Source organism: Rhodococcus aetherivorans, from assembly GCF_011058165.1.
Lineage (GTDB): Bacteria > Actinomycetota > Actinomycetes > Mycobacteriales > Mycobacteriaceae > Rhodococcus > Rhodococcus aetherivorans.
Map to the genome: position 1 here is coordinate 21886 of NZ_JAALEG010000031.1, position 13006 is coordinate 34891.

Annotated in this window: 14 protein-coding genes; 2 read left to right on the top strand and 12 right to left on the bottom strand. The window is 72.2% G+C overall.

Features of this window, described 5'->3' with window-relative positions:
- Window positions 1-13 precede the first annotated feature (13 nt).
- The gene (gene soxR / locus G6039_RS14305; protein ID WP_006935946.1) at window positions 14-469 is read left to right on the top strand and encodes a redox-sensitive transcriptional activator SoxR; all 456 of its coding nucleotides are present in this window, start codon (window positions 14-16) and stop codon (window positions 467-469) included.
- Here the strand turns inward: soxR and G6039_RS14310 are convergent.
- From G6039_RS14310 to G6039_RS14355, 10 genes are all read right to left on the bottom strand, one after another.
- Window positions 466-1620, bottom strand: a complete 1155-nt coding sequence (locus G6039_RS14310) for a PQQ-dependent sugar dehydrogenase (RefSeq protein WP_043803239.1) — start codon at window positions 1618-1620, stop codon at window positions 466-468. The genes soxR and G6039_RS14310 overlap by 4 nt on opposite strands.
- 22 nt (window positions 1621-1642) lie before the next feature.
- Complete coding sequence (locus G6039_RS14315; RefSeq protein ID WP_003937563.1) at window positions 1643-1927, bottom strand: metal-sensitive transcriptional regulator; 285 nt, start codon at window positions 1925-1927, stop codon at window positions 1643-1645.
- A 25-nt stretch (window positions 1928-1952) separates the two neighbouring features.
- The gene (locus tag G6039_RS14320) at window positions 1953-2438 is read right to left on the bottom strand and encodes a hypothetical protein (RefSeq protein ID WP_006935948.1); all 486 of its coding nucleotides are present in this window, start codon (window positions 2436-2438) and stop codon (window positions 1953-1955) included.
- Window positions 2439-2642: 204 nt separating this feature from the next.
- Window positions 2643-3122: a hypothetical protein gene (locus G6039_RS14325; protein WP_006935953.1), complete on the bottom strand. Its 480-nt coding sequence runs from the start codon at window positions 3120-3122 to the stop codon at window positions 2643-2645.
- A gap of 80 nt (window positions 3123-3202) precedes the next feature.
- Window positions 3203-4180 carry a porphobilinogen synthase gene (gene hemB, locus G6039_RS14330; protein ID WP_006935956.1) on the bottom strand — a complete coding sequence of 326 codons (978 nt, stop codon included), beginning with the start codon at window positions 4178-4180 and terminating at the stop codon, window positions 3203-3205.
- A gap of 72 nt (window positions 4181-4252) precedes the next feature.
- Complete coding sequence (locus G6039_RS14335) at window positions 4253-5818, bottom strand: bifunctional uroporphyrinogen-III C-methyltransferase/uroporphyrinogen-III synthase (RefSeq protein ID WP_006935959.1); 1566 nt, start codon at window positions 5816-5818, stop codon at window positions 4253-4255.
- Window positions 5819-5881: 63 nt separating this feature from the next.
- On the bottom strand, window positions 5882-6895 hold the full coding sequence (gene hemC, locus G6039_RS14340) for a hydroxymethylbilane synthase (protein WP_043803241.1): 1014 nt from the start codon (window positions 6893-6895) through the stop codon (window positions 5882-5884).
- Window positions 6892-8346: a glutamyl-tRNA reductase gene (locus tag G6039_RS14345; RefSeq protein WP_006935962.1), complete on the bottom strand. Its 1455-nt coding sequence runs from the start codon at window positions 8344-8346 to the stop codon at window positions 6892-6894. The genes hemC and G6039_RS14345 overlap by 4 nt, the downstream gene beginning before the upstream one ends.
- Window positions 8343-9209, bottom strand: coding sequence for a redox-sensing transcriptional repressor Rex (locus G6039_RS14350; RefSeq protein ID WP_006935964.1), 867 nt, complete (start codon window positions 9207-9209; stop codon window positions 8343-8345). Before G6039_RS14350 ends, G6039_RS14345 begins: the two co-directional genes overlap by 4 nt.
- A gap of 160 nt (window positions 9210-9369) precedes the next feature.
- Window positions 9370-9660, bottom strand: coding sequence for a glutaredoxin family protein (locus tag G6039_RS14355; RefSeq protein ID WP_006935968.1), 291 nt, complete (start codon window positions 9658-9660; stop codon window positions 9370-9372).
- Between the two features lie 184 nt (window positions 9661-9844).
- Between G6039_RS14355 and G6039_RS14360 the strand changes: the two genes are divergently transcribed.
- The gene (locus tag G6039_RS14360) at window positions 9845-10861 is read left to right on the top strand and encodes an HAD family hydrolase (protein WP_006935970.1); all 1017 of its coding nucleotides are present in this window, start codon (window positions 9845-9847) and stop codon (window positions 10859-10861) included.
- A 15-nt stretch (window positions 10862-10876) separates the two neighbouring features.
- Here the strand turns inward: G6039_RS14360 and G6039_RS14365 are convergent, their stop codons facing one another.
- Together G6039_RS14365 and G6039_RS14370 are read right to left on the bottom strand one after the other, a co-directional pair.
- A complete protein-coding gene (locus G6039_RS14365; protein ID WP_006935972.1) occupies window positions 10877-11899 on the bottom strand; it encodes a lysophospholipid acyltransferase family protein in 1023 nt (340 codons plus the stop codon).
- Window positions 11896-12972, bottom strand: coding sequence for an NAD-dependent epimerase/dehydratase family protein (locus G6039_RS14370; protein WP_044475927.1), 1077 nt, complete (start codon window positions 12970-12972; stop codon window positions 11896-11898). Before G6039_RS14370 ends, G6039_RS14365 begins: the two co-directional genes overlap by 4 nt.
- Window positions 12973-13006: the final 34 nt, after the last annotated feature.

Genomic DNA, 13006 nt, shown 5'->3' on the forward strand with positions numbered 1-13006 from the left:
GAACGGAGTCGTGATGAGCCGCACGAGCGAAGAACTGCTGGCGATCGGTGAGGTCTCCCGGCGCACGGGCGCCGCCGTGTCTGCGATTCGCTACTACGAGTCGCTGGGACTTGTGACGGCACACCGCACCGCAGGCGGCACGCGCCGCTTCCCCCGGCACACGATCCGGCGCATCTCGATCATCCAGCTGGCGACCCGGTTCGGCATTCCGCTCGCCGAGGTGGCCGAGGTGTTCTCGGCGCTGCCGGCCGACAGGCCCCCGACCCGACGGGACTGGATGCGCATCTCGCGGGCATGGCACGAGCGCCTCGAGGAACGCAAGCAGGCGATCGACCGGATGCAGCGCGAACTGGCGGGGTGCATCGGCTGCGGCTGCCTGTCGCTGCAGGCGTGCACCCTGTTCAATCCGGGCGATCGGCTGGGCGAGGACGGCGCGGGCGCGCGGCGCGTCGACCCAGGGCCACGCTAGACGGGGGCGACCTCCAGAATCTTGTCGCCGGAGCCGTTGTCGGTGGTGACGAGGAGCGAGCCGTCGGGCAGCGGGGTGAGCGACCGCAGGCGGCCGTACTCCCCCTCGAGCAGCGTCGCCGACTCGGTGACGCTGCGGCCGTCGCCGGACAGGCGCAGCAGCAGGAGCTTCTCGTCCTGCTGGCTGCTGACGACGAGCGCACCGGACCACGGGCCCCACGCCGGCCCGGCCGCGAACGCCAGCCCCGGGGTGGCGATGGTGGGCGAGCCGGAACTCCACACCGCCGGGATCGCGCCGGGCACGCGCTCGGGATCGGTCATCGGCACCGATTCGTCGTACGTGCCGGGTTCGCGGTCGGGACGCCAGCCGTAGTTGCCGCCCGGCACGAGCAGGTTGACCTCGTCGTCGCGGCTGCTGCCCTGCTCCACCGAGTAGAGCCGGCCGGTGCCGGGCTGCAGCGCCAGCCCCTGCACGTTGCGGTGGCCGAGGGTGAACACGACGCTGCCCGGATCCGGGTTGCCGGGCGCCGGCGACCCGTCGGGGTTCAGGTGCAGCACCTTGCCGCCGAGGCCGGCCGGATCCTGCGGCGCCGTCGGGCGGGTGGCGTCGCCCGTGCCGATGTACAGGGTGCCGTCGGGGTGCGCGAGGATCCGGCAGCCGCCGTGGCGCCCGCCGCGGGCGACGGGCAGGCCCTCGACGACGGTGCGCTGCCGCGTCATCGTGGTCCAGCCGGGATCGACGGTCCAGGCGTAGACGCGGACGTCGTCGGGGTCGCGGTGCCCCTGGCACGCGTAGACGGTGCGGCTGGACTCGAAGTCGTGGCCGAGCGCCACGCCCATGAGCCCGGTCTCCCCCACCGCGTACAGGTCCGGCAGGTCGGCGCGCAGTTCCTCGACGCGCCCGTCGGGCCGCCGGACGACGAACCGGCCCGACCGTTCCCCGGTCAGCAGCGTCCCGTCGGGGGCCTGCACCACGTCCCACGGATGGTCGAGACCGTCGACGAGGGTGGTGACGGTGACCCGCGGCGCGGCCGGCGACTCGGGGACCGCGCTCGGCGTACCCGAGAGCACCGTCCGCGCGGGCTCCTCCGGCGCACACGCCGTCAGGACGCACGCCAGTCCCGCAGCGCACAGTCCGTGGGCGATCCGCATGCCGATCGGGCTCCTCGGGCGATCAGGGTTTGAGAACGAGGCGGGCGATCGCGTCCGAGGCCTCCTGGATCTTCGCGTCGGCCTCCGGTCCGCCCTGCCGGGCGGCGTCGACGACGCAGCCGGCCAGGTGCGCGTCCAGCAGCTTGAGCGAGACCGTCTGCAGGGCCTTGGTGACGGCGGAAACCTGGGTCAGGACGTCAATGCAGTAGCGGTCGTCCTCGATCATCCGGGCAATGCCCGCAACCTGTCCCTCGATCCGGCGCAGGCGCTTGAGCAGGTCCTCCTGGTGCGGGGTGTATCCGGCCATACCCGCATCGTACCCCTAGGGGGTATTAAAGCAAGGGTGGATCGGCGCGCTCGGCCAGCACCGTCCCGAGTTCGGACCGCAGCCGCTCGTGGTCCCTGGCCCAGGCCCGCACCAGGGCGCCGCCGCGCAACCGCAGGCCGACGGCCGTGCGACCCCGCGGCACGTTCGACAGCTCCCCCAGCGGCCGGGCCGTCTCCCAGCGCTCGGGTTCGCGGGCCCGGGGATCGGCCGGCGGCAGCACCGCGTCGATCTCCTCGAGCGGCAGCTCCTCGGTGCCGAGGCGCAGCGTCGCCGCGGTCAGCTCCACGCTCACGTGCCGCCGGGCCGCGACGACCGTCACGTACGCGAAACCGCTGAGGACGAGAGCGATCACCGGCAGGGAGACCCAGTGGACCACCGGCCCGGTCAGCAGCTCCACCGCGAGCACGACGACGCAGAGCACCGGGCCGAGCGCCACGGTGCGCCAATGCGCACCGGGCTCGTGGAATCGGGGCTCGGCCGGCTCGCTCACGTCGCGATCAGGCGCTGAGCATGCCCGGAACGACGACCAGCACCAGGGTCACCACACCCAGGACGGCGATGAGGCCGATCAGAACCAGCTCACGACGACGACCGTAGGGCCGGGGCTCCACCTGCATGAAAGTCCTCTTCGCTCGTCGGGAACGACCGCGCGGGCCGTGGGTCGTCAGACACCGTACTCCGCGCGCCCGGGGGGTCAGCTCGGGGGCAACCGAAGGAAGTACAGGTTCGGCTCGCGGCGGTGCATGAGCACGATCGCCCCGACCGAGCACACACCCTGCAGGATGCTCACGAGGCCGATCACGAGTCCGGCCCCACCGCCCAGCGCACCGACGCCGAACACCGTGGGGAGCGCCGTGAAGGTCAGGAAGACGCCGATCATCGTGAGCAGCATGCGCGCCCAGTTCCGGCCGCGGCGCATCGCGAAGACCACCAGCAGGAACAGGCCGGTGAAGGCCAGGCCCAGGACGGCGGTGATCCCGAAACCCAACGGCAGCAACGACTCCACCGATTCCCGGGGCATCTCCACCGGGGGCGTCTGCCGGGCCAGCTCGGCCGTCATCTGGTCGACGAACTCGTCCCTGCGCTCCCACATCAGCGCCACGCTCGCACCGAGGTACACCAGGCCCAGGACCGCGACCGCACACCACAGCTGGAACGCGGTCTCCACGTCCACGGGGGTGGGGCGCCGCTCCCCCGGCGCCGTCCCGGGCGGCGTGGCCGGCGGCCCGGGCCACTGCGACGGTTCGGGCGTGCTCACGTGAGCCGGCCCGCGACCTCGGCCGCCCAGTAGGTGAGCACGATGTCGGCGCCGGCGCGGCGGATACTCGTCAGCGACTCCAGAATTGCCGCGTCCCGGTCGATCCAGCCGTTCTGCGCGGCGGCGGTGATCATCGCGTACTCGCCGGAGATCTGATACGCCGCGACGGGCACGTCCGAGCGGTCCGCGACCTCGCGCAGCACGTCGAGGTACGACATCGCGGGCTTGACCATCACCAGGTCGGCGCCCTCGGCGAGATCGAGATCGACTTCGCGCAGCGCCTCCCGACGGTTCGCCGGATCCTGCTGGTAGGTGCGCCGATCGCCCTCGAGCGAGGAACCCACCGCGTCGCGGAACGGCCCGTAGAACGCCGACGCGTACTTCGCGGAGTACGCGATCTGCCCCACGTCCTGATGCCCCGCGGCGTCGAGCGCCGCCCGGATCGACGCGACCTGGCCGTCCATCATCCCGCTCGGCCCGAGCAGGTGCGCGCCCGCCTCGGCCTGCGCGACGGCCATCTCCGCGTACCGCTCGAGCGTCGCGTCGTTGTCCACCTCACCCGAAGCGCCCAGGACGCCACAGTGACCGTGGTCGGTGAACTCGTCGAGGCACGTGTCGGCCATCAGGACCGTCGCGTCGCCGAGTTCGGCGCGCAGGTCGCGCAGCGCGCGGTTGAGCACGCCCTCCGGGTCGGTGCCGCCGGATCCGCGGGCGTCCTTGTCCTCGGCCCGCGGCACGCCGAAGAGCATCAGCCCGCCGACACCGGCCTCGACCGCGGCGGTCGCCGCGGCCGGCAGCGAGTCGGGGGTGTGCTGGTACACGCCGGGCATCGAGGGAATCTCGCGCGGCGCGTCGAGCCCGTCGGCGACGAACATCGGCAGCACCAGATGCCGCGGCTCGAGGGAGGTTTCGGCGACCAGCCGGCGCATGGCCGGGGTGGTGCGCAGCCTGCGGGGACGGACATCGGGATACATCGGCGGACTCACCTTCCATGCAAGCCGTGCGCGGTTTCGGTAGCGGCAGCCACCGGAACCGCGCACGGTGGGTCAGCGGCGGGCGCGGGACTTCTTGCGGGGCGGCGGCAGCGCGCCCTCGGCCCGCAGCCGGGCCGCGTGCTCGGCGAGCGCCTCCACCAGGGGACCGATCTGGGCGGTCTCCGGCTGCACATCCACCCGCAGGCCGAACTCGATCGCGGTCTCCGCGGTCTTCGGCCCGATGCACGCGACGATGGTGCGCGCGTGCGGCTTACCGGCGATACCCACGAGGTTGCGGACCGTCGAGGACGAGGTGAAGCACACCGCGTCGAACCCACCGGTCTTGATCATCTCGCGGGTCTCGGCCGGCGGCGGCGCTGCCCGCACCGTGCGGTAGGCCGTCACGTCGTCGATCTCCCAGCCCCGCTCGCGCAGGCCCTCGGCGAGGGTCTCGGTGGCGATGTCGGCGCGCGGCAGCAGCACCCGGTTGACCGGGTCGAAAACGTCGTCGTACGGGGCGAACTCGGCCAGCAGGCCCTCGCTGGACTGCTCACCGGAGGGCACCAGCTCGGGGGTGATCCCGAACGAGCGCACCTTGTCCGCCGTCGCCTGCCCGACACACGCGATCTTCACGCCCGAGAAGGCGCGGGCGTCGAGGCCGAACGCCTCGAACTTCTCCCACACCGCGCGCACCGCGTTGGTGGAGGTGAACACCACCCACTGGTAGCGGCCGTCCACGAGACCCTTGACGGCCCTCTCCATCTGGGCCGGGCTGCGGGGCGGCTCGACGGCGATGGTCGGCACCTCGATCGGGATGGCGCCGTGCGCGACGAGCCGCTCGCTCATCTCCCCGGCCTGCTCCTTGGTGCGCGGCACCAGCACCGTCCAGCCGTACAGCGCGCGGGACTCCCACCACGAGAGCTTGCCGCGCTGCGAGACGATCTTGCCGACGGTGACGATGAGCGGCCCCACCAACTCGGAGCCGGCATCGTTGAGCGTGGCGAGGGTGGCCTCGACGGTGCGCTGTTGACGGGTCGTGCCCCGGACGGTGATCGCCGCGGGGGTCTGCGGCGCCAGCCCGTGCTCGACGAGGGCGCTGGCGGTCTCCGCGAGGTGACCGGACGTGGCGTGCAGCACCAGCGGGCCGGGCGCGGCGGCGAGCGCCGCCCAGTCCACCTCGCCGCGCACGTCGACCTCGGTGTGGCACGAGCCCAGGGCCATGCCCGCGTAGCTCGGCACGGCCGAGCCGGGGGTCAGGCCCGGCAGGACCTCGAACACCACCTGGGTGCGGGCGACGGCGTTGACCTCGGCGATCACCGAGTCGGTGGTCAGCGGATCACCGGCGACGAGGCGCACGACGTCGTGGCCGTTCTTCGCCTCCGCGACGAGGGTCTTGGCGACCTCGGTGGGCTCGCCCAGCGCGGGACGCACCTCGGCGACGGGCTCCCCGGTCTCCGGATCCCGGCCGGCGGTGGTACCGACGAGCGCGACCACCCCCTTGTCGACGTCGGGGTCGGTGAAGGCGATCGTCGCGCCCGCGAGCACGTCGCGGGCTCGCACGGTCAGCAGAGCCGGGTCGCCCGGCCCAGCTCCCACGAACAGGATCCGTCCGGGATTGTGCTTACGGACTCGGCTCATCGGTCATTCTCCAGTGCGGTCAAATCTGCGGTAAGGGGAAACCTGGGGTGCGGACGGAGGGCGTCAAACATCTGCGGTGCCCTGTTCCGGCGCGTCGTCCGCACGGCTGGTCATCAGCTCGCGCGCACCGAGATCGAGCAACTCGCGGGCCACCGCCCGGCCCAGCTCCTCCGCGCGGTCGGGATCGCCGACGGCGCTCGCGCGCAGCACGTCCGAGCCGTCCAGGGCGGCGGCGCAGCCGCGCACGGACAGTTCCTCGATCACGCGGCCGTCGTCGTCGAGGGATTCGACGACCTCGGCAACGGCCCCGACCGGGGCGGTGCAGCCGGCCTCGAGCTCGGCGAGCAGGGCCCGTTCGGCGACGACCGCGACGCGGCTGGCGCGGTCGTCGAGGCCGGCGAGGATCTCGATCAGTGCGGTGTCCCCGGCGCGGCATTCGACCGCGAGGGCCCCCTGGGAGGGCGCCGGCAGCATCTGCACCGGCTCGAGCGACTCGGTGATCCGGTCGAGGCGGCCGATGCGCGAGAGCCCCGCCCGGGCGATGACGATGGCGTCCAGTTCGCCGGACGCGACCTTCCCGAGCCGGGTGTCGATGTTCCCGCGCAGCGGCTGGATGTCGAGGCCCAGGCCCATGGCGGCGAGCTGGGCACGCCGCCGCGGCGCGGAGGTGCCCACGCGGGAGCCGGGCGGCAGTTCGCCGAGCACCAGGCCGTCGCGGGCGACGAGCGCGTCCCGCGGATCCTCACGCGGCGGCACGGCCGCGATCACCAGACGCGGATCCTGCGCGGTCGGCAGATCCTTGTACGAGTGCACGGCCAGGTCGACGTCGCCGGCGAGCAGCGCCTCGCGCAGCTCGGCGGTGAAGACGCCGACGCCGATCCGCTCGACCGGACCGGCGGTCACGTCGCCCTTGGTGGTGATGACGACCAGCTCGGCGGGATGGCCGGCGGCGATCAGCGCGTCCCGGACGGTGCCCGCCTGCGTGGTCGCCAGCAGGCTGCCGCGCGTTCCGATCCGCAGCGTGCGGCTGCCGGTCCCGGCTTCGATCCGGGTGTCCGATGCGACCTCGGCTCTCATGCCTGCCTTTCCTCTCGGGGAGCCCCCAGCGGGCCGGGAAACTGCTTCCGGGGAGCCTGCAGCTCCGTGGTGACGGCCGGATCCAGCGCGGCCGAGAGATCGGTCGCGCCGGTCACGTCGGGCAGCGCGCCGAGCTCCTTCGCCACCGGGGTGGCGACGGCCTCGGCGGCACCCGGACGCAGTTCGAACAGCTCGCGCAGCGCCTCGGCGTACTGGTCGCCGCCGGGGGTGGACGCCAGTTGCTTGACGCGCACCGTCGGCGCGTGCAGCAGCTTGTCCACGACGCGGCGCACCGTGCGGGCGACCTCCCCGCGCTGACCGTCGTCGAGCCCCGGCAACCGGGACTCGAGCCGCAGCAGCTCGCCCTCGACGACCTCGGCGGCACGCTGGCGCAGGGCGGTGACGGTGGGGGTGACCTCGGCGAGGCGCTGGGACGCGAGGTAGTCGGCGAGTTCGCCGGCGACGATCGAGCGGGCGGCCTCGGTGTCGGAGGCGGCGGCCCCGGCCGCGGGATCGCGTTGCAGCGACTCCATGTCGAAGACGGTGACGCCGGGCAGACCCGAAACGGCAGGCTCCACGTCGCGCGGCAGGCCGAGATCGCAGATCACCAGCGGGCGGGTGCTGCGCTCGGGCTGGGCGAGGGCCCGGTGCGCGTCGGCGAGGGTGACGACCGTACCGACGGCCCCCGTGCAGGTGACGGCCACATCGGCCTGCGACAACGCGGCGGCGAGCCGCTCGAACGGCATGACGTCGGCCTCGACGCCGTTGCCGCGTGCGGTCTCGGCGAGCCGCTCGGCGCGCTCGCGGGTCCGGTTGACCACCACGATGCGCCCGATTCCGGCGCGGGTGAGATGCGCGACGGCGAGCCCGCCCATCGCGCCCGCGCCGATCACGGCGGCGGTGCGGCCGGCGAGACCGTCGAGCGATGTCGCGGCCTTGTCCAGCGCCACCGACACGACGGAGGCACCCGCCGCGTCGATGCCGGTCTCGGTGTGCACCCGCTTGCCCACGCGCAGCGCCTGCTGGGCCAGCTCGTGCAGGGCCCGGCCGGCGGCCTGCTGGGCGTCGGCGCTCGCGTAGGCGGTACGGATCTGGCCGAGGATCTGCTGCTCGCCGACCACCATGGAGTCCAGCCCGCTGGCCACGGCGAACAGATGCTCGGCGGCCGCCTCGCTGTAGCGCACGTACGCGTGCTTGTGCAGATCGACGAGGGTCAGGCCCGAGTGCTCGGCCATGAGCTCGCTGACGTCGGCCAGCGCACCGTGGAACGCGTCGACCACCGCGTAGATCTCCACCCGGTTGCAGGTGGAGACGATCATCGCCTCCGAGATGTGGTCGGAGGCCATCATCTTGTCGGTCAGCTTGGGTCGATCGGTGTCGGTGACGGCGACCTTCTCGAGGACCGAGACGGGCGCGGTCCTGTGCGAGACCCCGACGAGGAGAACACTCACGGCGCAATCACCGATCCGTTTCTTGTCGCTGCCGAGGCCACTGGGCTCGGCGTTCCTGATGCGGTGTGCCCGTTCGCGCTCGGCGCGGTGAGCCCCGACGCGGCGCGCCGGGTGTCGGTCAGGCCCGCGTGACTGCCGCCCGCCACCTGGGCGAGTGCGTCGTTGCGGGCGCTGTGGAACGAGAGGACCTGCATTTCCACGGACAGGTCGACCCGCCGGACCTCGACATGGTCGGGCACCGCGAGGGGCGCCGAGGCGAAGCTCAGCACGGACCGGACACCGGAGCGCACCAGCAGGTCGCACACACCCTGGGCGGCGGCGTCCGGGGTGGCGATGACGCCGATCGTGGCACCGAGTTCGCGGGCGGCCGCTTCGAGCCCGTCGACGTGGCGGATGGTCAGGTTCCCCACCCGCGTCCCCACCCGCGCCGGGTCGGCGTCGAACAGTCCGGCCATCGTGAACCCTCGGCGGTCGAAGCCGGCGTACCCGGCCAGGGCACGGCCGAGATTGCCGACGCCGACGAGCACCACGCGGTGCCCCCGGTCGAGGCCGAGTGCGTTCTCGATGCGGGCCTGCAGGCGCAGCACGTCGTAGCCGACGCCGCGCACCCCGTTGGGCCCGAGAAAGGACAGATCCTTGCGAAGCTTCGCGGAACCGACCCCGGACGCGGTGGCGAGTTCCTCGCTCGAGACGATGAGCGTGCCCTCGTCGGCGAGCATTCCGAGGACCCGCAGATACGTCGCGAGACGCGTCACAGTAGCCTGGGGGATGTCCCGCACAGGGACACCGGGAGACGCACCCCCGCCGACTTCGGCGACGCCGCCGCGGGCAGCGTCGCCCTGCGGGGGGTGCAGCTCTGTCACGTTCGTGGCTCCTCGTCCGGCCGACGGGTACACGTCGGTCCTCACGGTGATCCGGGGGATTCGTTCACACCACGGTAACCGCTTGTGAAGCCCTGCACAAAGTTGCTCGAACGGCCCCGAATGTGCTTCTCACCTGCACGACGGTTCCGCCCAGGGGCGCTCAACCGGCGAGATCGGCCCGCAACCGCGGCTCGTCGACCTCCCAGTAGCTGTGTTCACGGCCGTCGAGCAGCACCACCGGCAGACGATCGCCGAATTCGGCGCGCAGGTCGGGATCCGTTGAGGCAGCCCGATCGACGTCGATGCACGTCAGCCCGGCTCCGAACTCGTCGCACAGTTGCTCGAGCAGAGTCAGTGCCGGCGCGCAGGCACCGCAGCCGGCTCGGACGAGGAGGGTGATCTCGTGGCGGGTGCCGGATGTGGCGGCGGGTCCGGGCAGATGTTCGCTCATGGGGTCAACTGTGCGTCATACCCCACCGAGACGAACGTCACACCCACCGGCCACATGCGGCAACGCGCGGAGGGGGCCGTGTCGCGGGCTAGGCTGGGGCGGTCTGCCACACACGACGGCCGGCCGCCGACGAACCGGCCGGCAGCACTCGACGGCGCGGCCGTCGCGCAACAGGGAGGTGCAGGTGCCGGAACGTCCAGTGCCACACGGCTGGGGATTCGGCGAGAACCTGGCCGGCCGCGTCAGCGAGACCCTGGCGGGTCTGATCCGGCCCGGCCGGCGCCGGCTGCTGAGCAAGTTCGGCCCCAGCGAGGCCGAGGTCCGCGCGAACCTCGCCGGCCAGGCGAGCGCCGACGCCGCTCTCGCGCTGCAGGAGGCCCGCACCGAGGCCGAGCCCGCCGACACCTCGACCACCGCCGTTCCGCAGGACCTGACCGCGGCCGCGTTCTTCGACGTCGACAACACGATGGTGCAGGGCGCGTCGATCATCCATTTCGCGCGCGGACTCGCCGCCCGCGACTACTTCACCAAGTCCGACCTGGCCGAATTCGCCTGGCAGCAGGTCAAGTTCCGGGTCACCGGCAAGGAGAACTCGGACGACGTCGCCAGCGGCCGCGAGAAGGCGCTGTCGTTCGTCGCCGGCCGGTCCACGGCGGAGCTGGCCCGCCTCGGCGAGGAGATCTACGACGAGATCATCGCGGACAAGATCTGGCCCGGCACCCGGGCGCTGGCGCAGATGCACCTCGACGCGGGGCAGCAGGTGTGGCTGGTGACGGCCACCCCGGTCGAACTGGCGAACGTCATCGCCGAGCGGCTCGGTCTGACCGGCGCCCTCGGCACCGTCGCCGAATCGGAGGACGGCGTGTTCACCGGCCGCCTCGTCGGGGACATCCTGCACGGCCTGGGCAAGGCCCACGCGGTGCGGGCCCTGGCGATCCGCGAGGGCCTGAACCTCAAGCGCTGCACGGCGTACTCCGACAGCCACAACGACGTGCCCATGCTCTCGCTCGTCGGCACGCCGGTCGCCGTCAACCCGGACGCCGACCTGCGGGAGCTGGCGAAGACCCGGGGCTGGGAGATCCGGGATTTCCGCACGGCCCGCAAGGCGGCGCGCATCGGGGTGCCGACGGCGTTGGCGCTCGGCGCGGCCGGCGGAGCGCTCGCCGCCGCCCTCGGCCGGCGCCGCGACCCCGCCGCGTGACGCGGGGCCGGTGCCCTAGCCGAGAAAGACGTTGCGCCGCTTGGTGAGCAACCGGTACAGCGTCTGCTGGATGGTCTCCCGCACGTGGTCGGTGACCTCGAACAGCACCATCGGATCCTCCACCGCGGCGTCGTCGTAGACGTCGGTGGCGATCGGTGTGCCGAACTCGATGTACCACTTCGAGGGCAGCGGAACGATGCCCAGCGGACCGAGAGCCGGGAAGAGCGGGGTGATCGGGAAGTACGGAAGGCCGAGGAGCCGGGCGATGGACGTGAGGTCGGCGATCTTCGGGTAGATCTCCTCCGAGCCCACGATCGAACAGGGCACGATCGGTGCCTTGGTCTGGAGCGCGGCCGAGACGAAGCCCCCGCGCCCGAACCGCTGTAGCTTGTAGCGTTCGCTGAACGGCTTGCCGAGCCCCTTGTACCCCTCGGGGAACACCGCGACGACCTGATCCTCGCGGAGGAGCCGCTCGGCGTCGGGATGGCACGCGAGGGTGTGCCCGGCCTTGCGGGTGACGCTGCCGACGACCGGCATCCCGAAGGCGAGGTCGGCCGCGAGCATCCGCAGCGGACGGTGGGCGAGGTCGTGCACCGCGACGGAGGTCATCAGCGCGTCCACCGGCAACGTGCCGGCATGGTTGGCAACGATCAGCGCGCGGCCGTCGGCCGGAATGTTCTCGATGCCCCGCACCTCGACGCGGAACCACTTCTCGAACAGCGGCCGCAGCGCGGGCAGCAGGACGTTGTCGGTGAAATGCGGATCGAACCCGAAGTCGTCCACCTCGTAGTCGCCCGTGATGCGGCGCCGGAGGAACTCGGCGGTACCGGTGATCTGCCCGACCAGCTTGTGCCGCAGATCGTCGAGGAACCCGTCGGCCGCCGTCTCCTGCACGGGCAGCTCGGGGCGCTCGGGTGGTGTCGGCGAGCCGAGGCCGTACGTCGACGGATGACCGGAACCGGCCCCCGGGCGTGCGGCCGCCCGCCGCGCCGACCCCGTCCCACCGTGGAGCGGAATCACCTTGGCAACTTCTGTCATCGCGCCTCCATCCGCTCTCCGAGCGCCGAGAGCAGGACCGACTCGGTTCGATCGACCCATTCCGTCCGGACGACCCGCCGCAGTCCGACGTTGCGGGCGAAGTCGTCGAGTGCCTGCTTGGTGGTCCACCTCGGCTCGAAGCCGAGTTCGGTGCGCATCCGCGTGGTGTCCAGGCCGCGCCCGAAGTGGAAGTAGTCGAGTTCTTCCTTGTTGAACGATTTCATCACCGGCCCCATCAGTGCCTGCCCGACGGTGCGGAACAACCCGTAGGGCATCGGCACGGTCAGTCCGCCGGCCCGCCGCACGGCCTGCGACATCATCACGATGCCGTCGCCGGCGACGTTGTAGGTCCCGGGCGGCCCCGCGACGGTGGCCCGTTCGAGCGCCGAGAGGGCGTCCTCCTCGTGCAGCAACTGCAACCGGGCGTCGCGACCGAGGATGGTGGGCACGATCGGCGAGGTGAGGTACCGCGAGACCGAGCCGGGCATATGGTTGCCCACCGTCGGGGCGAGACGCAGGATCGTCGCGGCGATGTCGGGCCGCCGGCGCGCCATTCCGCGCAGGTAGCCCTCGACCTCGATCATGTCGCGGGCGAAGGCGCCGGTCGGCCGCCGGCGCGCGCTCATCTCCTCGGTGAACTTCGCGGGGTCCTTCGCGCTCGAGCCGTACACCACCGACGACGAGCGCAGCACGACGCGCCGCACGGACGGGGTCTTCTGGCACACGGCGAACAACTGCATCGCGCCGAGGACGTTCATGTCCTTCATCGCGGCGCGGCTACCGGACTTGGGAGCCTTGGTGAGGGTCGACGCGTGGACGACGGTGTCGACGTCCATGTTCCGGATGACCTTGCCGATGAGGGGGTTGCGGATGTCGGCGAGCACGAACTCGGCGCGGCCCATGCGCCGCAGCATGTCCTTGGTGGGCGACTGGGTGTCGACCGCGATGACGCGCTCGACCGCCGGATGCTGCGCCAGCCGGGTGACCAGGTAGCCACCGAGGAATCGGCTCGCTCCGGTCACCAGGGCCACCCTCGGCGGGTCGATACCGTCGATCTCCGAACTCACCCACATACCCCCTGCCGTCACTCCGGTCTCTCACGATACG

Excerpts from the sequence above, each read along its gene's own strand:
- soxR (WP_006935946.1), top strand. The coding sequence starts at position 14 with ATGAGCCGCACGAGCGAAGAACTGCTGGCGATCGGTGAGGTCTCCCGG.
- G6039_RS14365 (WP_006935972.1), bottom strand. The coding sequence starts at position 11,899 with ATGACAGAAGTTGCCAAGGTGATTCCGCTCCACGGTGGGACGGGGTCG.
- G6039_RS14310 (WP_043803239.1), bottom strand. The coding sequence starts at position 1,620 with ATGCGGATCGCCCACGGACTGTGCGCTGCGGGACTGGCGTGCGTCCTG.
- G6039_RS14335 (WP_006935959.1), bottom strand. The coding sequence starts at position 5,818 with ATGAGCCGAGTCCGTAAGCACAATCCCGGACGGATCCTGTTCGTGGGA.
- G6039_RS14315 (WP_003937563.1), bottom strand. The coding sequence starts at position 1,927 with ATGGCCGGATACACCCCGCACCAGGAGGACCTGCTCAAGCGCCTGCGC.
- G6039_RS14355 (WP_006935968.1), bottom strand. The coding sequence starts at position 9,660 with ATGAGCGAACATCTGCCCGGACCCGCCGCCACATCCGGCACCCGCCAC.
- G6039_RS14370 (WP_044475927.1), bottom strand. The coding sequence starts at position 12,972 with ATGTGGGTGAGTTCGGAGATCGACGGTATCGACCCGCCGAGGGTGGCC.
- hemB (WP_006935956.1), bottom strand. The coding sequence starts at position 4,180 with ATGTATCCCGATGTCCGTCCCCGCAGGCTGCGCACCACCCCGGCCATG.
- hemC (WP_043803241.1), bottom strand. The coding sequence starts at position 6,895 with ATGAGAGCCGAGGTCGCATCGGACACCCGGATCGAAGCCGGGACCGGC.